Genomic DNA, 18,673 nt, shown 5'->3' on the forward strand with positions numbered 1-18,673 from the left:
TCGCCCGTTCGTGCTCAGGCGCCCGCTCCGGCACCCGCCGGCAACCCGCGCTCCCGCGTCGTCATCGCGAGCCTCGTCGGCACGTCGATCGAGTTCTACGACTTCTACGTCTACGCGACCGCCGCGGTGCTCGTCTTCCCGACGCTGTTCTTCCCGAACGAGGACCCGACGGCATCGCAGCTGTCGTCCTTCGTCACCTTCGCCCTGGCGTTCTTCGCCCGGCCGGTCGGGTCGATCATCTTCGGGCACTTCGGTGACCGGATCGGCCGCAAGACCACCCTCGTCGCGTCGCTGCTCGTGATGGGCACCGCCACGTTCCTGATCGGCTGCCTGCCGACGTTCGACACCATCGGCGTCTGGGCCCCGGTCCTGCTCGCCGTGATGCGCTTCGCCCAGGGCGTCGGGCTCGGCGGCGAGTGGTCCGGTGCAGCCCTGCTCGCGACCGAGAACGCGCCGAAGGGCAAGCGCGGCGTGTTCGGATCGATGCCGCAGCTCGGTGCCCCGATCGGCTTCCTGCTCGCGAACGGCCTGTTCATCGCGATCAACGCGGCGATGCCCGCCGGTGCCGACGGCACCCCGAACGCCGACTTCCAGGCGTGGGGCTGGCGCATCCCGTTCCTGCTCTCCGCCGTGCTCGTCATCATCGGCCTCTACGTGCGCTTCAAGCTCGTCGAGTCGCCGGTGTTCCGGGGCGTGCAGGAATCTGGCACGGTCGCGAAGGTCCCGCTCGGTCGGGTGTTCCGCACCTCGTGGCGGGCCGTCCTCGTCGGCACGTTCGGCATGGTCGCCACGTACGTGCTCTTCTACTTCATGACGACCTTCACCCTGTCGTACGGCACGACCGGCTCCGAGGCGAGCGCGCTCGTCCCGAAGGTCGGCCTCGGGTACACCCGTGGCGAGTTCCTGACCCTGCTCATGATCGGCGTCGTGTTCTTCGGCATCTTCACGCCGATCGCGGGGCTGCTCGCCGACAAGTTCGGCCGCCGCAAGACCCTCATCCCGACCACGATCGGCATCGCGCTGTTCGGCCTGACGTTCCAGTTCTGGTTCGCGGCGTCGAGCGGCCCGATCACCGTGGTGACGTTCCTCATCGTCGGGCTCTCGCTGATGGGGCTGACCTTCGGTCCGATGGGTGCGCTGCTGCCCGAGCTGTTCCCGACGAACGTCCGGTACACCGGCTCGGCCATCGCGTACAACGTCGCGTCGATCCTCGGTGCGTCACTCGCCCCGACCATCGCGCTGGCGCTCTGGAAGCCGGACGGCGACATCTTCCTGGTCGGCCTGTACCTGACGATCGCGGCGGTCGTGACGCTGGTCGCGCTGCTCTTCGTGCGCGAGACGAAGTCGAAGGACATCGCCGACGCCTGATCGGCGACCACCTGACGGACGGGCGCACCCCGCTCAGCAGCGACGCGAAGCGTTGCGCGGGGTGCGCCGACCGAGCCTGCGAGGCAGGGGTGCCAGCTGGCACCGGGCCTCCCGTTCGTCGTGCGCGCGCCTTGCTCCCCGCGCAACACGCCGTCGTGTCAGCGGGACGCCGCATGCCCGTCGAGACGCCGCCGGATTCGGCGGCGTCTCGCGCGCGTGGCGGCGTCGAACGAAGACGCCGGCGTCTGCGCACCCGATGCAGCGCGGCGAGACGCCGTCAACGCAGGTTGACGGATGTCGGTGCGTCAATGTAGGTTGACAGGCATGGACCGACCGACCATCACGAGCCTCGCGGCCGGAGCATCGGGGGACGACCCGTTCTCCGCCCTCGCCAACGTGCGGGAACTGCGCCGTGAGCTCGACCGGACCGAAGAGCTCGCCGCGCGACGTGCCCGCACCGCCGGTGCCTCGTGGCAGGAGATCGCGACGCTGCTCGGTGTCAGCCGACAGGCAGTGCACAAGAAGTACGGCAGAAACTAGGAACACGATGAGCTTCCCCTTCGCACGCCCGAAGACCTCCGACGGCCCCCGCGCCACGTTCGGTCGCCTGCTGTCCTACCTGTTCGAGAACAAGCCCGCGATGGTCGTGATCATCGTGCTGAGCGTCCTCGGTGCGGGGGCCTCGCTCGCGCAGCCGCTCCTGGTCAACCAGGTCATCACCGCGGTGCAGCAGGGCAACACCCTCAGCACGCTCGTGTGGCTGCTGGTCGGGCTCGTCATCGTGGCGGGGGTACTGAACGGCGTGCAGCACTTCCTGCTGCAGCGTGCGGGCGAGGGCGTCGTGCTCTCCACCCGCCGCAAGCTCATCGCCCGCATCCTCAACCTGCCGATCTCGGAGTTCGACACCCGGCGCACCGGTGACCTGGTGTCCCGCGTCGGCAGCGACACCACGCTCCTGCGTGCCGTCCTGACCCAGGGGCTGATCGAGTCGATCGGCGGCGCGCTCACGTTCATCGGCGCCATCGTCGCGATGGCGATCATCGACCCGCTGCTGCTCGGCATCGTGATCGTGATCGTCCTGATCGCCATCGTCGTCGTCGGCGGGCTGAGCCGTCGCATCCGGGTCGCCTCGAAGCGTGCGCAGGAGAAGGTCGGCGACCTCACCGCCGCCGTCGAACGCGGGATCGGCGCGGTCCGCACGATCCGTGCGGCCGGCGCCACCGAACGCGAGGTGCGCGAGGTCGATGGCCACGCGACCGAGGCCTACAAGCGCGGCCTCGACATCGCCAAGATGTCTGCCTTCGTCGTCCCGGTCGCGAGCATCGTCATGCAGGTCGCGTTCATCGCCGTCCTGGGCGTCGGCGGGGCGCAGGTCGCAGCCGGCACCATCACCATCGCGACGCTCATCACGTTCATCCTGCTGCTCTTCATGATGATCATGCCGCTCGGCCAGGCGATGGGCGCGGCCGTGGCCGTCGCCCAGGCGCTCGGCGCGCTCGGCCGGATCGAGGAGATCCTGCACCTGCCGACGGAGTCCCAGGACGACGATTCGGTCCGGCCCGCCGGAGCGGTCGCCACCGACGACGCCATCGCGTTCGAGCACGTCTCGTTCGGGTACCGCGCCCGGGCGGACGCCTCGGGTGCCGACGGCGCGGTCGCGTCCGACCCCGCGGACCGTCCAGGAGGCCCGGATCGCGTCGACGACGAGCGCCCGGCCGACGACGTGGTGCTCCACGACGTGTCGTTCCGGGTGCCCCGCGGGTCACGCGTCGCACTCGTGGGTCCGTCCGGTGCCGGCAAGTCGACGACCCTGGCACTGATCGAGCGGTTCTACGACCCCACCGACGGCGTCATCCGCCTGGGTGGCATCGACGTCCGCGGCATGGACCGCGACGAGCTCCGTGCCCAGATCGGCTACGTCGAGCAGGACGCCCCCGTGCTCGCCGGCACGATCCGCGCCAACCTGCTGCTCGGGTCGCCGAACGCCACCGAGGACGACTGCGTCCGGGTGCTCGAGGCGGTCAACCTCGGCGAGGTCCTGCACCGCGATCCCCGCGGTCTCGACGCGCAGGTCGGTGAGGACGGCGTGATGCTCTCCGGTGGCGAACGACAGCGCCTGGCCATCGCCCGCGCGCTGCTCGCCGCTCCCCCGATCCTGCTGCTCGACGAGTCGACGTCGTCTCTCGACGGGGTCAACGAGCAGAAGATGCGGCTCGCGATCGACGCCGTCGCCGAGGACCGCACCCTGCTCGTGATCGCCCACCGGTTGTCGACGGTGGTCGACTCCGACGTGATCGTCGTGCTCGAGCACGGCCGCGTCGTCGGCAGCGGCACGCACTCCGAGCTCGTGGAGTCGACGCCGCTCTACCGCGACCTGGCGAAGCACCAGCTGCTGGTGTGAGTGCCGGGACGGCCGCGTGCACCGCGGCCGTCCCGGCGATCCGGGCTCAGGCTGGGGCTCAGGCGGCGAAGGGGTCCGGCGTCAGCACGTAGATGGTCTCGAGGTACTCCTCGATGCCCTCGTGCGACCCCTCGCGGCCGAGGCCCGAGGACTTCACGCCGCCGAACGGGAACGCCGCATTCGAGACGACGCCCGTGTTCAGCCCGAGCATCCCCGTCTCCAGACGCTCGGCGAGCCGCTGACCGCGCCGGAAGTCGGTCGTGAAGGCGTAGGCGATCAGCCCGTACTCGGTGTCGTTGGCGAGCCGGATCCCCTCGTCCTCGGTGCTGAAGCGCGTGACCGAGGCGACCGGTCCGAAGATCTCCGTCGTCATGATCTCCGAGCCGGGTTGCACGTCGTCGATCACCGTCGCCTCGTAGAAGGTGCCCGGGCGGTCGATCCGGTTGCCGCCGGTGACGAGCCGGGCACCGCGACCGATTGCATCGTCGACGAGCGAGGCAGCCTTGTCCACGGCGCGGTCGTCGATGAGCGGTCCGAGCGTCGTGCCGTCCTCGGTGCCTCGGCCGACGCGCAGGGCGTCCACCTTCGCGGTGAGGGCCGCGACGAACGCATCGGCGATGCCGTCCTGCACGAAGAACCGGTTCGCGGCGGTGCATGCCTCGCCCGTGTTGCGGAACTTCGCGAGCATCGCCGCCTCCACCGCCTCGTCGAGATCGGCGTCGTCGAACACGAGCAGCGGCGCGTTGCCGCCGAGCTCCATGCTCGTCTTGAGCACGTTGTCCGCCGCCTGCTTGAGGAGCGCAGAACCGACCGGGGTCGAACCGGTGAACGTCAGCTTCCGCAGGCGCGGGTCGGCGATGATCGGCTCGGACAGTCCCTTGGCGTCACTCGACGGGATCACGTTGAGCACGCCGTCCGGCAGCCCGGCACGGCGGAACAGCTCGACCAGGAACAGGGTCGTCAGCGGGGTGAGGTCGGCCGGCTTCGCGACCACCGTGCAGCCGGCGGCCAGGGCCGGGCCGATCTTCCGCGTCGCCATCGCGAGCGGGAAGTTCCACGGGGTGATCGCGTACACGGGGCCGACCGGACGCTTCAGCACGATCGCGCGGCCGGTGCCCTCGGGGTTCGTGCGGTAGTCGCCGGTGATGCGGACGGCTTCCTCCGAGAACCACCGCAGGAACTCGCCGCCGTAGACGACCTCGCCGCGGGCCTCGGCCAGGGGCTTGCCCATCTCGAGCGACATCAGGGCCGCGAGGTCGTCGGCGTGCTCGTGCACCAGGTCGAAGGCCCGGCGCAGGATGTCCGAGCGCGTGCGCGGGGCCGTCGCCGCCCACGACTCCTGCGCCGCGGCGGCGGCGTCGAGGGCGGCGATGCCGTCCTCGGGGGTGGCGTCGGCGACCTCGGCCAAGACGGCACCGGTCGACGGGTCGTGCACGGCGAAGGTGGACCCGCTCGACGAGGCGCGCCAGGTGCCGCCGATGAAGAGTCCGGTGGGGACGCCCTCGACGCGGACGTGCTCGTCGGCGACGGTGGTGGTGGTGGTGGTTGCGTTCGTGGTGGTGTCGGTCACAGTCGTGCTCCTCCTGGGTTCGCGAGGCCCTCGTCCATGTCGCTGCGGTCGACGTGTCCGCCGGCCGCCCGGATCTCGTCGAGCGCCCGGGCGCTGCGCTCGACGTCGACCCCGGCCACCAGGTCCTCGTACACGGCGACGTCGAGGCCCGCGGCACGGGCGTCGAGCGCCGAGGCACGGACGCAGTGGTCGGTGGCGATGCCGACGACGTCGATCGTGTGCACGCGGCGCTCGGCGAGCACCTCGGCCAGCGGGACGCCCGCCTCGGTCCGGGCCTGGAACGCCGAGTAGTCCGGCGTGCCCTGCCCCTTGCGGACGTCGACGTCGATCAGTGCGGTGTCGAGATCGGGGTGGTAATCGGCGCCGGGTGTGCCGGCGACGCAGTGCACCGGCCACGTGTCGACGAAGTCGGGTCCGTCGGGTCCGGCGAAGTGTCCGCCGTTGTCGTCGTCGCCGTGGTGCCAGTCGCGGGACGCCACGATCAGGTCGTACTCGTCCCCGTGCCGACCGAGGAACGCGGTGATGCGCTTCGCGAGCGCCGCTCCCCCGGTGACCGCGAGCGCACCGCCCTCGGTGAAGTCGTTCTGGACGTCCACGACGAGCAGTGCTCTTGCCATGGGTCCATCCAACACCCGTCGGCTCAGGAGCCGGTGAGCTTGCTCCCGCACGAGTAGGTCGCGGCGGTCACCGCGTCGAGTGCCGGCAGTGCCGCTGCACGCGGCGAACCGATGGCGTAGAAGGCGAAGGTCAGCCGCGACCCGTCGGCGGCGTCGATGTAGCCGCCGAGGGTGTTGGCGCTGTCGATCCAGCCCGTCTTCGCGTGCACCTTGCCGCGGGCGACCGCGTTCGCGCCGGTGAACCGGCTGGCCAGGGTGCCGGACTGGCCGGACACCGGCAGGGCGTTCGCGAGCGTGCCGAGGCCCTTCGCGCCGGAGGCGACCTGCACCATGAGGTGAGCGACGAACTCCGGCGACACGGCGTTCGAGGCGCTCTCGCCCGAGCCGTCCTTGATCACGATGCCGGCCGGGTCGAGGCCGTAGGAGCGCAGTGCCGACTGGTACACGGACGACAACGACGCCGCCGAACCGTTCGAGCCTGACTCCTTCGAGGACACCCGGGCGAGCATCTCGGCCAGGGTGTTGTCCGAGTTCGGGATCATCTGCCCGATGAGCGTCGACACCGGCTGCGACGACACCGTGGCGATCGTCTCGGTGCCGGTGGTCGCCCGCTTGACGATCTGCGCGGACGAGGCGCCAGCGACGCCAGCGTTCGCCAGTGCCGTCCGGAAGGCGATGCCGGCGCGTCCGACCGGGTCCTCCGACCGAGGCGAGGTCGCCGCTGCGGGGTTCGCCCGGTCACCGTCGACCATGAGCGCCGTGACCTTCGGCTGGTACCCGATGGTGCGCTCGGACACCGGCCACGTGGGGTCCCAGGCGTCGGCGTCGCTCCAGTAGGTGTCGTCCGTGACGATCGTGGTGACCGGGGTGTCGCCGACCTTCGCCTTCACCTGCTGCGCGAGCTGCGCGAGGGTCGGGGCGCCCGGGTACACCGTGCCGCCGCCGGCGGACAGCGTCGCGTCGCCGTGGCCGACCAGGGCGACGGTGTTCGCGGACTCCCGTGCGACGGTCGTCGGGATGCGGTGGTCGCCCCCGAGCACCGAGAGCGCGGTCGCCGAGGTCAGGGTCTTCATGACGCTGCCGGTCTGGGCGGCCCGCTCGCCGTGTTTGGAGAACAGGACCTTGCCCGTCTTCGCGTCCATCACGTACCCCTCGAAGTCGCCGAGGCCGCTCGCCGACGCAGCCGTCGCGATCGAGCAGGTCCGGAGCGCGGACGGACCGGCGAGGTCGTCCGGCACCGCGCGGGCATCGGCGGTCGGGGTGGGGGACGGCTTCGTGGTCGGGCGCTTCGTGGTGGTCGTCCGGTCCGGAGCCGAGGACGCGGTCCGGGTCGGGCTCGGCGCCGCAGCGGTCCGGGAGTCCGAGGTCGTGGCCGCCGCGACGGCGACGGCCCCACCGGAACCGACCACGAGCAGCGCCGCGAGACCACCGGCGATCCACGGGACCGGGCGTCGCGCGGCGGAGGCGCGCACCGCGGTGACGGCGGCGCGGAACCGCTCCGGGACGGAACGCGGGGTGGGCTGCTGCTCGGACATCGCGACCGATCCTACGGAACTGCGGCAGGAGCCTCCAGGCCGGATCCGGGATCCGTGGCGGACGGGAGCCGGATCAGGGAGCCGTGACGGGACCGTCGGCCGGGTACTGGACCCCGACCTGGCGTCGTGCCTCGTCCAGCACCGCCATGATCGCGACGGTCTCGTCCGGGTCCATCGGGCCGCCGTCGTGGCGGCCCGACGTGATCATCGTCTCGAAGGCGCGGGCCTCGTGCTCGTAGCCGGCGAGCTCCTCGCGGCCGTCGAACTCCTCGACGACGGCACCGTCGCGGTCACGGATCCGCCAGGTGGTCGGCGTGTACCAGGTGGAGTCGAGGTCGATGCGGCCGGTCTCGCCGATGATCGACGCGGTGTTCGGGCTCCGCAGGTCCATCCCGAAGTGGATCATCGACTGCGCACCGCCCTCGTGCGTCATGACCAGGCCCATCTGCTCGTCGACGCCCTGCTCGCTCAGCGTCCCGGCAGCGACCAGCGCGATCGGCACCCCGAGCACGTCCACCGCGAAGGACACCGGGTAGATCCCGAGGTCGAGCATCGCTCCCCCGCCGAGTGCCGGGTCGCGCAACCGGTGGCCGGGGTCCGTCGGGAGGGCCTGGTGGTGGGTCGCCTCGACCACCAGCGGGCGGCCGATCCGTCCCTCGGCGACGATCTCGCGGATCATCGCCATCTGCGGCAGGAAGCGGGTCCACATCGCCTCCATCACCGCGACACCGGCTTGCCTCGCGGCGTCGACGACCGTCCGGGCCTCGTCCGCGGTCATCGTGAAGGCCTTCTCGACCAGGACGTGCTTGCCCGCGCGGATCGCGAGCAGGGCGTCCTCGGCGTGCCGGACGTGCGGGGTCGCGACGTAGACCGCGTCGACGTCGTCGTCCGCCACCAGGTCCTCGTAGGAACCGTGGGCCCGCTCGATGCCGAACTCGGCGGCGAAGGCCTCGGCGTGTTCGCGGGTGCGGCTGCCCACGGCCGTGAACACGATGCCGGCCGCGGTGCAGTCACCAACGAAGGACCGTGCGATGCCGCCTGTGCCGATGACTCCCCAGCGAACCGTCATGGGTCCTGTCTACCAGCGCGGGGTGGGCTGCGGCGGGCCCCGCCTCGGGTCGTCAGCGGCGGTGCTTGCCGAGTGCGGCGTCCGGGGCGGCCATCGGGTGGTTCCGGAACCAGCGCAGGAGCTCACGGGCACGGCTCGTGTCGGCGCTCGCATCGCCCTCGGCGAGGAACGAGTCGAAGCCGTCGGGCAGGTCGGCGTCCGGTTCGCGGTGGAACGCCATCTTCCACTCGCCGAAACGCCGGGTGTGGATACGCTCCTCGACGAGCAGGCCGACGTCGGTGTGCCGCGGGTCGTCGATGATGCGCTGGTACGTCTCGAGCACGGCTGCCTCGGGGCCCTCGAGCAGCTGCATGAACCGGCCGTCCTTGTAGACGAGCAGACCGGACAGTCCGGACGCGGTGTTGCGGACCCGTGCGTGCTCGAGCAGTGCGTCGAGCCGCTCCTGGTCGAACACCTCGTTCGCTGCGCTCATGTAGACCAGGGACAGCAGCATGACGACCTCTCTTTGACGACGGAACGGGTTCGTGTCCCATCGTTGTCCGAGTGGCCCGGCAAGGGAATCCCCAGAACGGGGATCGTTCCCGCCCGCGCACCCGCGTCGAGGTTCGGGTCATCGACGCGAGCACACGGGTGTCGGGTCGTACGACCGGACTGATTCGGAGCCCCCGTCCGGGGGGTTTGGTCACTCCGCGTCGTAGGTGCGCACCCAGTCGATCTGCACGTGCCCCGGGTCGCCCCAGTTGCCGATCTGGAACATGTAGCGGTGCGGCGTGGTGGGCACGTTGCGCGGCACCGTGAACACCAGCTTGCCGTCGAGGTAGTACCGGATGATCTTCCCCGGCACCCACTCGGTCGTGTAGGTGTGCCAGTCGTTCCAGGACACCCGGGTGTTGTAGTGCTCGGTCCGCTTCTCGAGCCCCTGGAGCATCGAGTGGTGGAAGACGCGCGGTGAGCCGTTGAACTGCCCCTCCGGGTAGTTCAGCTCGCCGTCCGCCCAGGCGTTCGACGTCGGCCAGAGCATGACCGCGATCCCGTTGCCGTCGCCACCGGTCGCCCGCGCACGGATGCTGAAGGTGCCGCCGACGTGTGACCAGGCGCCGGTGGGCGTGCCGAACGTTCCGGCAGCGCCGTGCTCCCCGTCCATCGCGACGTCCAGGTAGCCGTCGTGGGCGCTGATGAGCTTGTCCGAGTAGTACTTGCCGCCCGTACCGTCGGGGTACGGCTGCCACGAGTTCCGGTACGTCTCGGCGAAGGGGCCGCCCGCTGCGGCGGGGGTGTCGAAGTCCTCGGAGAAGGTCGGCTCGCGGTCCGCGAGGTACGCGGGGCCGGTCGCGGACGCCGTCGGGGTCGCGGACGGATCGGTGCTCGGCGACGAGGTCGATGCGGACGTGGCACGGGACTCGGGTACGGCTGCCGCGGTGACCGCGAGGGCTCCGGCGGTGGCAGCGACCACGACGATGACCAGGACACGCTTCAGCACGGCGGCACCGCCGGTGGAGCGCTGGGCTGGTGGTCGGTCATCGTGTCCCCCGTTTCGCGGACAAGGGTAGCCCGCGAACGCGCCCGACGTCTGTCCCTCGGGCGAGGGACACGGGTTTCGTCCGGAATACGAAAACCCCGGTCAGAGCCACTTCGAGTGGGTCTGACCGGGGTGTTCACGGAGCCGCCTGTCGGAATCGAACCGACGACCTATTCATTACGAGTGAATCGCTCTACCGACTGAGCTAAGGCGGCGCACACTCCATGTCCGGAGTGGCACGAGCAATGACTATACAGGTTCAGACGAGTGAACGCGAAACCAGCACGCCGAGCTCGGAGAAGGACCGTTCGAGCTCGTCGACCAGGTGTGTTCCGGCCTCGGAACCCGACCACTCCCACCACGCGTGGCGCAGGGCGGCGAGGGCGACGATGGCCGCGAGACCCGCGCGGCGGCGGAGTGCCTCGGCGTCGGCGGCGAGCTCCGGGTCGGCGTGTTCGAGCCGGCGCGCGACGGCCGTCTGCAGCTCCGCCTGGAACTCCTTCATGGACGCCATGCGACGGCTGAACAGCTCCGGGTTCGCGCGGAGGACCTGCTGCCGCTCCTCGATGAGCCCGCGCTCCTCGATCAGTTCCCGCGTGGAGTGCACGAGCAGCGTGCCGATGTCGGCGAGCAGGTCACCGCTCGGACCACCGTCGACGAACGCCTGCAACGCCGCGTCGTCGGGCAGCTGCGGGTCGTCCCCGAGGATCGCCTGCTCCTTGCTCGGGAAGTAGTTGAAGAACGTCCGGGGCGAGACGTCGGCCCGCCGGGAGATCTCGTCCACCGTCACCGCGCCGAGGCCGTCCTCGATGGCGATCCGGAGCGCAGCCTGCTGGATGGCGCGCCGGGTGGCGCGGCGCTTCCGTTCGCGCAGGCCGGGTTCAGCGTCGGGCATGCCGTGATTGTCGCACGCCGTGCCTCAGCGGCGGGCGCGGGCGATGGTGACGAGCAGTGCTTCGAGCGCCAGGAGTGCCGCCACGTTCGCCGCGATGCGCTGGCGCGCCAGGGCCACGGCGTCGAGGACCTCGAGCGCGGCAGCGGGCGGTGTCGTCGGCAGCGCGTGTTCGAGCTGGTCCTGCATGGCCAGGTTGACCGGTTCCGCGGGGGCTCCGAGCCCCAGCAGGAGCAGGTCGCGGTACAGGGACGAGACGTCGACCAGGATCCGGTCGAGCCCGTCGCGCAGGCTCCGGGTCGCCCGGCGCTTCTGGTCGTCCTCGAGGGCGCGGAGCTGCGACCGGAGCGCCGGCGGGATCGTCCCGCCGGGTTCGACCCCGAGCGAGCGCAGGGCCGCGTCGCGCTCTTCGGAGTCGCGCTGCTCGGTGATGGACTTCGCGTCTTCGTCGGCGACGGCGAGGAGCTCGGCGGCCGCCATGACGGCGTCACCAACGCTCCGCACACCGAGCACGGTCGTCAGGGTCCGGCGGCGACGGTCACGGGCCGGCTCGCTCGTGGCGAGACGCTGCGCCATGCCGATGTGGCTCTGCGCCTGGCGAGCAGCATCCATCGCGAGGGCACGGTCGACACCGGTCCGGGCGACGAGCAGGTCGGCGACGGACTCGATGCCGGGCACACGCAGGCGGACCGAGCGGACGCGCGATCGGATCGTCGGCAGCAGGTCGGCTTCACTCGGGGCACAGAGGATCCACACCGTGCGCTCCGGGGGTTCCTCGAGCGCCTTGAGCAGCAGGTTCGAGGTGCGCTCGGTCATGCGGTCGGCGTCTTCGATGATGACGACGCGGTAGCGGCCGACCGACGGCGAGTAGTACGACGAGGTGACGAGCTGCCGGATCTCATCGATCGTGATGATCACGCGCTGGGTCGTGAGCACCGAGACGTCGGGGTGGGTCTTCGCGGTGATCTGCCGCAGGGTGTGGTCGTCGTCGGGGCCGTTGCCCACGAGCGCCGCGGCGAAGGCGGTCGCCACGTTCGACCGACCCGACCCGGGCGGGCCGGTGATGAGCCACGAGTGCGTCATGCCGCCGGTGCCGTCGGTGGACTCGGCCGCGTTGCGCAGCGACGCGACCGCTTCTTCCTGCCCGGTCAGGCCGTCCCACACGCTCACGGGACCATCCTGTCAGTGACCGCCGTCATGCCGGGTCGATCCCGACGAGCGGGGCGACCGCTCGACGGACCGCGTCCTGCACGGTGTCGGTCGGGGCTGAGGCGTCGACCACCAGGAAGCGCGCCGGCTCGGCCTCGGCCATCGCGAGGAAGGCCTGACGGACGGACTTGTGGAACGCCGCAGCCTCGGACTCGAGACGGTCGAAGGTGTCGCCCCGCGCCGCGGCCACCCGGGCGCGTCCGACGGTGACGTCGAGGTCGAGCAGGATCGTGAGGTCCGGTGCCAGACCGTCCGCTGCCCACTCCGAGACGGACCGGACCTGCTCGGCACCGAGGCCGCGCGCGACGCCCTGGTAGGCGACGGACGAGTCGATGTAGCGGTCCTGCAGGACGACCTCGCCGCGTGCGATCGCCGGACGGACGACCGTCTCGACGTGCTGGGCTCGGTCGGCCGCGTACAGCAGCGCCTCGGCCCGGGGCGCGACGTGGCCCCGCTCGTGCAGGACCATCTGCCGGATCTGGACGCCGAGGTCGGTGCCGCCGGGCTCGCGGGTGCGGACCACGGTCCGACCGTGCGCACCGAGCCACGCCGAGAGCAGCTCCGCCTGGGTCGTCTTACCCGCGCCGTCGCCGCCCTCGAGCGTGATGAAGCGACCGGTCACTTCTTCTTGGCCGCCGTCCGACGAGCCGGGGTCTTCTTCTTGACCGGCCCCTTGGCACGCTTGTCGGCGATGAGCTGGACCGCGCGGGCGTGGTCGACGGCCTCGACGTCCTCGCCCTTCGGGATGGTCGCGTTCGTCTCGCCGTCGGTGACGTACGGGCCGAACCGGCCGTCCTTCATCTTGATCGGCTTGCCGGACACCGGGTCGGCGTCGAACTCCTTGAGCGCGGCGCTCGCGGTGCGGTTGCCGCCGTACTTCGGCTGCGCGAACAGCTCGAGTGCGCCGGGCAGGTCGATGTCGAAGATCGCGTCCTCGCCGGGCAGGGTCCGGGTGTCGGTCCCCTTCTTCAGGTACGGCCCGTACCGGCCGTTCTGCGCCGTGATGTCGTTGCCCGTCTCCGGGTCCTGGCCGACGACGCGGGGAAGGTCGAGGAGCTTCAGCGCGGTCTCGAGGTCGACGGTCTGCGGGTCCATCGACTTGAAGAGCGAAGCGGTGCGTTCCTTCGGCGCCGCGGCCTTCTTCGTCGTCTTCTTCGCAGGCGCCTTCTTGGCGGGGGCCTTCTTCGCGGTCGCCGACGCCGTCTCGCTCGTCGCGGTCGCAGCAGCCGCGTCGGCCACGGGGGCCTCTGCCGCTGCGGGCGCTTCGACGACCTCGCCGGTCTTCGGGTCCACGGTGGGTTCGGGCTCCGGGGTGCGCTCCGTGACGTAGGGGCCGAAGCGGCCGTCCTTCGCCAGGACCTCCTTGCCGGTCTTCGGGTTGATCCCGACGACGCGGTCGCCGATCACCGGGGCGTCGACGAGTTCCTTCGCCTTCTCGACGGTCAGTTCGTCGGGAGCGAGGTCCTCGGGCACGTTCACGCGCCGCGGCTTCTCGGGGTCGTCGCTCGGCACCTCGATGTAGGGGCCGTACCGACCGATCCGGAGTGTGAGGCCCGGAGCGAGCTCGACCGAGTTGATCTCGCGGGCGTCGATCTCACCGAGGTTGTCGATGACCGTCCGGAGGCCCCGCTGGTCGTCCTCGCCGCCACCGAAGTAGAAGCCCTTGAGCCAGTCCACCCGGTCGGCGTCGCCGCGGGCGATGCGGTCGAGGTCTTCTTCCATCTCGGCGGTGAAGTCGTACTCCACGAGCTCGCCGAAGTACTCCTCGAGCAGGCGCACGACGCTGAACGCGATCCAGTTCGGCACCAGCTGCGTGCCGCGGAGCGAGACGTAGCCGCGGTCGATGATCGTCGGGCTGATCGTGGGGTAGGTCGACGGACGCCCGATCCCCAGCTCTTCCAGCGTCTTGATGAGGCTCGCCTCGGTGAAGCGCGGCGGCGGGGTGGTGTCGTGCCCCTTCGCCTCGACGTCGGTGACCGCGAGGTGTTCGCCCTGGGCCACGTTCGGCAGGGCGACGTCCTGGCCCGCACGCTCGGACGACTCGTGGCGGTCCTCGTCACGGCCTTCTTCGTAGGCGCTGAGGAAGCCGCGGAACGTGATGACGGTGCCGGATGCGGTGAACTCGGCGTCCGTGCCGTTCGCGGTCGAGGCGATGCCCTCGACCGACTCGGTGGAGGAGATGCCGAGCACGATCGACGCAGTCGAACCCTTGGCGTCCGCCATCTGTGACGCGATGGTGCGCTTCCAGATGAGGTCGTAGAGGCGCCACTCGACACCGGTCAGGGTGCCCTGCAGGTCCTGCGGGGTGCGGAAGGAGTCACCGGCGGGACGGATCGCCTCGTGCGCCTCTTGCGCGTTCTTGCTCTTGCTCGCGTACAGGCGGGGCTTGTCGGGCACGGTGGCCGAGCCGTACAGGTCCGCTGCCTGCTTGCGGGCCGCGTCGACGGCCTGCTTCGAGAGCGAGACCGAGTCGGTACGGATGTAGGTGATGTAGCCGTTCTCGTACAGGGTCTGCGCAGCGCGAGCCGTCTGTCGCGGGGACAGACGGAGCTTGCGCGCGGCTTCCTGCTGGAGCGTCGACGTGGTGAACGGCGCGGCCGGGCGTCGCGTGTACGGCTTCGAGTCGACGCTGCGGACGGTGGCGTCACCGGCGCGCTCGAGGACCGTCGTCAGCGACGCGGCAGCGGCCTCGTCGAGCCGGACGACGTCACCGCTGAGCGTGCCGCGGTCGTCGAAGTCACGGCCGGAGGCGACGCGGGTGCCGTGGATCCGGGCGAGTCTCGCCGAGAAGGAGGACTCGCCGGCCTTCTCGAACCGGGCGGAGAGGTCCCAGTAGTTGGCGGACACGAAGGCCAGGCGCTCGCGCTCGCGGTCGACGACGAGACGGGTGGCGGCGGACTGCACACGGCCGGCGGACAGACCGGGGGCGACCTTGCGCCACAGGACCGGGGAGACCTCGTACCCGTACAGCCGGTCGAGGATGCGGCGGGTCTCCTGCGCGTCGACGAGGGCGGTGTCGAGCTCACGGGTGGCTTCCTGCGCGCGCTGGATCGCCTCCTTTGTGATCTCGTGGAAGACCATCCGCTTGACGGGGACCTTCGGCTTCAGGACCTGCAGCAGGTGCCACGCGATCGCTTCACCCTCGCGGTCTTCATCTGTTGCGAGGTAGAGCTCGTCGGCGTCCTTGAGGGCGCGTTTCAGCTCGGAGACGGTCTTCTTCTTGGCGTCGGACACGACGTAGTACGGCTCGAAGCCGTTGTCGACGTCCACCGAGAACTTGCCGAGGGAGCCCTTCTTGAGCTCGGGCGGCAGGTTCTTCGGCTCGACGAGGTCGCGGATGTGTCCGACCGAGGCCTGGACTTCGTATCCGTCACCGAGGTATTGCGCGATCGTCTTCGCCTTCGCAGGGCTCTCGACGATCACGAGCTTCTTCGTGCCTGGCACGTGTCTCCTTGATCGATGGTGCTGATCGGCCCTGGCCACGAGCGTGTCCGGGTCGACCGGGACATCGGTGACCGCGGGCCGACAGGCACACCATACACATAGTGTTCGGGCGGGTCGCCTGCCGGACCGGCCACCGCGAGTGCGCCGACGACGAACGGTCCGGTGCCCACGACCACGCGGACGCGGGCCGTGGTGGCGACGAGTTCGCAGGCGTCGAGGGCGGCCCCGTTCGCCGTGGCGATCCGGGTCGCGACCGCACACGGCTCCCCCGGTACCAGCCCGGTGGCGGCCGCCGCGGTGCCCACGGCGGCGGCGTCGGCGGCGCCCTGGGCGCGGAGGGCCTGCGTGCGGTGGCCGGCGGCGGCGAGCGCCGTCGACCCGACGAGGACCCCCACGCCGAGGACCGCCACGAGCAGCACGGTCGCCGAGCCGCGTTGGCCGTCGGGGATCGTCACGTCAGCCCCCTCGGGCCGCGGCACACCCCGTCGCGGTCAGCGGGAGCGCCGCGAAGGGGCCGGTCCCTCCGCGCGTGGCGTCGACGCAGACCAGGTCACCGTCCGACCGGACGACGACCGAGACCCCCGGAGCGATCCGGTCGGCCGCGGACCGGCCCTGGTGCTCGTCGTCACGCCCGATCGCCCGGGCGGCGGTGGCTGCGGCGAGTTGCAGACGGCCCTGCGCGTCGACGACGAGGACGGCCGCGACGAGGGCGGTCAACACGATCGCCACCACGGGGAGCGCCACCGCGAACTCGACGGTCACGGAGCCGCGCTCACAGCGAGAGCGCGCCACGGACGAGGTCGGTGAGGATGGTCTGGACCTCGCCAGAGCGCATGACCGCGACGAGCACACCCGCGAAGGCCACGGCGGCGAGGATGACGACCGCGTACTCGGCGGTGGCTGATCCCCGGTCGTCCCGCAGCCGGGACGACCACCGGGCGACGAGGCGACGCGGGCGACGGTGGTGGCGGATGGCCCGACGGGTGCGGCGGTCGGGGGATGACGTGGTGCTCATGGAGTCCGTCCTTTCTGTTCGGTGGAACCAGCGTGTCCTGGCTGGGGTGTCGACGAAGCGGCCTCGGCGCCATCTGTGGACAGGTCACGCGGCCCCGCCCACCGTGGAGGAGAGGACCCCGACCACGACGGGCACCACCCCCACGAGCACGAACGCCGGCAGGATGCAGACCCCGAGTGGCAGCACCAGTCGGACGGCCAGTCGTTCCGCCGCCACGAGCCCGTCGGCAGCGGCCTCGTCACGCACGTCCTCGGCGGCGCGGCGGAGCAACCCCGCGGCGGGCACCCCCGCACGCCGGGCGAGGTCGAGGACCTCCTGCAGCCGGTGCACGTCCCCGGCGGGCGGGGTGGCTCCCGCGCACGCCTCGGCGACTGCCTGCCCGGCGGTGGTCCACGACCCGCCTCCGGCGACCGCCACGGCCCAGGCGTCGAGGAGCACCCCGGGGACTCGGCCGTCGGGGGTCGCGGAACGGACCAGCCGGGCGGTCCACCGTCGCCCTGCCAGGACGAGGGCGGCCGCGGTGCACGAGCACGCCCAACCGGCCGGTGAACCGACCAGGACCTCGACGGCACCGGCACCCCAGGCCGCACCGAGCCCCAACCCGAAGAGCGGCAGCGCGAGCACGACCCGGGCGCTCGTCCGCGGGCCCGCCAGGGCGACCCGGATCGCCCGGTCCGATGCCGCGGCTCGTCGGAGCGCGCCGGCGAGGCCGCGGAGGGTCTCCGCGACGGGAGCTCCCGTCCGGTCCGCCACGCGGAGGACGACGAGGATGTCCTGCTGGGCGGGTCCTCCGCCCCCGGGCAGCCCGCCGACGAGCCGCCAGGCCCGCGGCGGCGGGACGCCTGCCGCGACCAGCGTCGCCACCCGGTCGAGCACCCCGGCCACCCGCGCCGGGCCGTCGGGTGTGGGTCGTCTCACCGCAGCCCGTCCACCGGGCGCACCTCGAGCCTCCCGTCCGGGCCGACGCACAACGTGCCCACGCCACCGAGCCGCCGCTGGCCTGCGCGTCGCTCCACGTGCAGGACCAGGTCGAACGCGCTGACGGCCTGCCGGGCGAGCGCCTCGGCACCGAGGCCGGCGAGCGCACCGAGTGCTTCGAGGCGCGCGGCCACGTCGGCGATGCCGTTGGCGTGCACGGTGCCGGCTCCCCCGTCGTGCCCGGTGTTCAGGGCGGAGAGGAGTTCACGGACCTCGGCGCCGCGGCACTCCCCCACGACGATCCGGTCGGGGCGCATCCGCAGCGCCTCGCGCACGAGTCGGTCGAGGCCGAGTGCGCCGACCCCCTCGGCGTTCGCCTGCCGCGCCTCGAGCGCGACGACGTGCGGATGGGCGATCCGGAGCTCCGCGACGTCCTCCACCGTCACGATCCGCTCGTCGACGGGGACGTTCCCGAGCATCGCCGCGACCAGGGTGGTCTTGCCGCTGCCGGTCGCGCCGGTGACCAGGACGTTCCGGCGCGCAGCGACGGCGTCCTCGACGACCGACCGCGGGACGAACGCGAAGGTCCCGCCGCGTTCGAGGGTGGCGAGGGAGGGTCGATGGACCTGTGGCAGTCGGATCGACACGGCGGTGCCCCCGACGGACACCGGGGCGAGGACGACGTGGACCCGGACGCCGTCCCCGTGCCGGACGTCCGCGCACGGGGTGGTCTCGTCGACGTGGCGCCCGCCGAGCGCGACGAGTCGGGTCGCGAGTTCGCGGGCACGCGCCTCGGTCAGTCGCGGCTGGACGGCTTCGAGGCCGGTGCCGCGGTCGACCCACGTGCCCACGCCACCGACCACCAGGACGTCCGTCACGGTGGCATCGGCCACCAGGGCGGCGAGTTCCTCGAACTCGACGACCACGGACGCCCGGCGACGAGCCGGCGGCGCTGCTCCGGGCAGGAACGGCGCCGACGGAACATGCGCCCGCGCCGGTGCCGGCACCGAGAACGCAGGCGATGTCGACGCGGAAGGCGCCGACGCGCGGGGAAGCAGTGGAGCACGGTGCAGGGGCATGCCGCCGACGGTAGGGAGCACGTCAGCCCTCAGCGGG

At 71.6% G+C, this 18,673-nt stretch carries 18 protein-coding genes and 1 tRNA gene; 3 read left to right on the forward strand and 16 right to left on the reverse strand.

Translation table 11 applies throughout. From position 1 onward, the window contains the following. From DEJ05_RS08440 to DEJ05_RS08450, 3 genes are all read left to right on the forward strand, one after another. Positions 1–1,368 (forward strand): MFS transporter (locus DEJ05_RS08440; RefSeq protein ID WP_258376122.1); only part of this gene is annotated, 1,368 nt, incomplete at its 5' end. 324 nt (positions 1,369–1,692) lie between these two features. Continuing rightward, on the forward strand, positions 1,693–1,908 hold the full coding sequence (locus DEJ05_RS08445) for a hypothetical protein (protein WP_027466417.1): 216 nt from the start codon (positions 1,693–1,695) through the stop codon (positions 1,906–1,908). A 7-nt stretch (positions 1,909–1,915) separates the two neighbouring features. Then, positions 1,916–3,769 (forward strand): ABC transporter ATP-binding protein, encoded by a 1,854-nt coding sequence (locus DEJ05_RS08450; RefSeq protein WP_111110229.1) that lies wholly within the window; start codon positions 1,916–1,918, stop codon positions 3,767–3,769. A 58-nt stretch (positions 3,770–3,827) separates the two neighbouring features. Here DEJ05_RS08450 and DEJ05_RS08455 read toward each other — a convergent pair whose 3' ends face one another. The 16 genes from DEJ05_RS08455 to DEJ05_RS08530 all read right to left on the reverse strand — a co-directional run bounded on the left by DEJ05_RS08455 (position 3,828) and on the right by DEJ05_RS08530 (position 18,636). Further along, entirely contained in the window at positions 3,828–5,339 is a 1,512-nt protein-coding gene (locus DEJ05_RS08455) for an NAD-dependent succinate-semialdehyde dehydrogenase (RefSeq protein ID WP_375334836.1), read from the reverse strand. Then, a complete protein-coding gene (locus tag DEJ05_RS08460) occupies positions 5,336–5,956 on the reverse strand; it encodes an isochorismatase family protein (RefSeq protein WP_071404992.1) in 621 nt (206 codons plus the stop codon). The genes DEJ05_RS08455 and DEJ05_RS08460 overlap by 4 nt, the downstream gene beginning before the upstream one ends. A gap of 23 nt (positions 5,957–5,979) precedes the next feature. Beyond that, on the reverse strand, positions 5,980–7,491 hold the full coding sequence (gene dacB / locus DEJ05_RS08465) for a D-alanyl-D-alanine carboxypeptidase/D-alanyl-D-alanine-endopeptidase (RefSeq protein ID WP_111110230.1): 1,512 nt from the start codon (positions 7,489–7,491) through the stop codon (positions 5,980–5,982). Positions 7,492–7,564: 73 nt separating this feature from the next. Further along, a complete protein-coding gene (locus DEJ05_RS08470; RefSeq protein ID WP_111110231.1) occupies positions 7,565–8,560 on the reverse strand; it encodes a Gfo/Idh/MocA family protein in 996 nt (331 codons plus the stop codon). Positions 8,561–8,612: 52 nt separating this feature from the next. Further along, entirely contained in the window at positions 8,613–9,053 is a 441-nt protein-coding gene (locus DEJ05_RS08475; protein WP_051596899.1) for a BLUF domain-containing protein, read from the reverse strand. A 189-nt stretch (positions 9,054–9,242) separates the two neighbouring features. Next, a complete protein-coding gene (locus DEJ05_RS08480) occupies positions 9,243–10,040 on the reverse strand; it encodes a glycoside hydrolase family 16 protein (protein ID WP_111110232.1) in 798 nt (265 codons plus the stop codon). A gap of 181 nt (positions 10,041–10,221) precedes the next feature. Further along, positions 10,222–10,294 (reverse strand) — tRNA-Thr (locus DEJ05_RS08485). A gap of 44 nt (positions 10,295–10,338) precedes the next feature. After that, positions 10,339–10,974: a TetR/AcrR family transcriptional regulator gene (locus tag DEJ05_RS08490; protein ID WP_110863359.1), complete on the reverse strand. Its 636-nt coding sequence runs from the start codon at positions 10,972–10,974 to the stop codon at positions 10,339–10,341. A gap of 24 nt (positions 10,975–10,998) precedes the next feature. Further along, positions 10,999–12,141, reverse strand: coding sequence for a DNA polymerase III subunit delta' (locus DEJ05_RS08495; RefSeq protein ID WP_071404998.1), 1,143 nt, complete (start codon positions 12,139–12,141; stop codon positions 10,999–11,001). A 25-nt stretch (positions 12,142–12,166) separates the two neighbouring features. Continuing rightward, complete coding sequence (gene tmk / locus DEJ05_RS08500) at positions 12,167–12,802, reverse strand: dTMP kinase (protein WP_111029424.1); 636 nt, start codon at positions 12,800–12,802, stop codon at positions 12,167–12,169. Further along, positions 12,799–15,624, reverse strand: coding sequence for a type I DNA topoisomerase (gene topA, locus DEJ05_RS08505; protein ID WP_111029423.1), 2,826 nt, complete (start codon positions 15,622–15,624; stop codon positions 12,799–12,801). The genes tmk and topA overlap by 4 nt, the downstream gene beginning before the upstream one ends. Beyond that, positions 15,600–16,079: a hypothetical protein gene (locus tag DEJ05_RS08510; protein ID WP_110863361.1), complete on the reverse strand. Its 480-nt coding sequence runs from the start codon at positions 16,077–16,079 to the stop codon at positions 15,600–15,602. Before DEJ05_RS08510 ends, topA begins: the two co-directional genes overlap by 25 nt. A gap of 1 nt (position 16,080) precedes the next feature. Beyond that, on the reverse strand, positions 16,081–16,386 hold the full coding sequence (locus tag DEJ05_RS08515; RefSeq protein WP_181431568.1) for a TadE family type IV pilus minor pilin: 306 nt from the start codon (positions 16,384–16,386) through the stop codon (positions 16,081–16,083). A 10-nt stretch (positions 16,387–16,396) separates the two neighbouring features. Beyond that, complete coding sequence (locus DEJ05_RS08520; protein WP_175330804.1) at positions 16,397–16,639, reverse strand: DUF4244 domain-containing protein; 243 nt, start codon at positions 16,637–16,639, stop codon at positions 16,397–16,399. An 84-nt stretch (positions 16,640–16,723) separates the two neighbouring features. After that, positions 16,724–17,557, reverse strand: coding sequence for a type II secretion system F family protein (locus tag DEJ05_RS08525; RefSeq protein ID WP_181433025.1), 834 nt, complete (start codon positions 17,555–17,557; stop codon positions 16,724–16,726). Further along, a complete protein-coding gene (locus DEJ05_RS08530; protein WP_375334576.1) occupies positions 17,554–18,636 on the reverse strand; it encodes a CpaF family protein in 1,083 nt (360 codons plus the stop codon). The genes DEJ05_RS08525 and DEJ05_RS08530 overlap by 4 nt, the downstream gene beginning before the upstream one ends. Positions 18,637–18,673: the final 37 nt, after the last annotated feature.

This window comes from Curtobacterium sp. MCLR17_045, from assembly GCF_003234405.1.
Classification (GTDB): Bacteria; Actinomycetota; Actinomycetes; order Actinomycetales; family Microbacteriaceae; genus Curtobacterium; species Curtobacterium flaccumfaciens.

Bases quoted from the DNA above. Each gene is read 5' to 3' on its own strand.
- DEJ05_RS08475 (WP_051596899.1), bottom strand. From the start codon at position 9,053: ATGCTGCTGTCCCTGGTCTACATGAGCGCAGCGAACGAGGTGTTCGAC.
- DEJ05_RS08490 (WP_110863359.1), bottom strand. From the start codon at position 10,974: ATGCCCGACGCTGAACCCGGCCTGCGCGAACGGAAGCGCCGCGCCACC.
- DEJ05_RS08530 (WP_375334576.1), bottom strand. From the start codon at position 18,636: ATGCCCCTGCACCGTGCTCCACTGCTTCCCCGCGCGTCGGCGCCTTCC.
- DEJ05_RS08445 (WP_027466417.1), top strand. From the start codon at position 1,693: ATGGACCGACCGACCATCACGAGCCTCGCGGCCGGAGCATCGGGGGAC.
- DEJ05_RS08520 (WP_175330804.1), bottom strand. From the start codon at position 16,639: ATGAGCACCACGTCATCCCCCGACCGCCGCACCCGTCGGGCCATCCGC.
- DEJ05_RS08460 (WP_071404992.1), bottom strand. From the start codon at position 5,956: ATGGCAAGAGCACTGCTCGTCGTGGACGTCCAGAACGACTTCACCGAG.
- dacB (WP_111110230.1), bottom strand. From the start codon at position 7,491: ATGTCCGAGCAGCAGCCCACCCCGCGTTCCGTCCCGGAGCGGTTCCGC.
- DEJ05_RS08470 (WP_111110231.1), bottom strand. From the start codon at position 8,560: ATGACGGTTCGCTGGGGAGTCATCGGCACAGGCGGCATCGCACGGTCC.
- DEJ05_RS08450 (WP_111110229.1), top strand. From the start codon at position 1,916: ATGAGCTTCCCCTTCGCACGCCCGAAGACCTCCGACGGCCCCCGCGCC.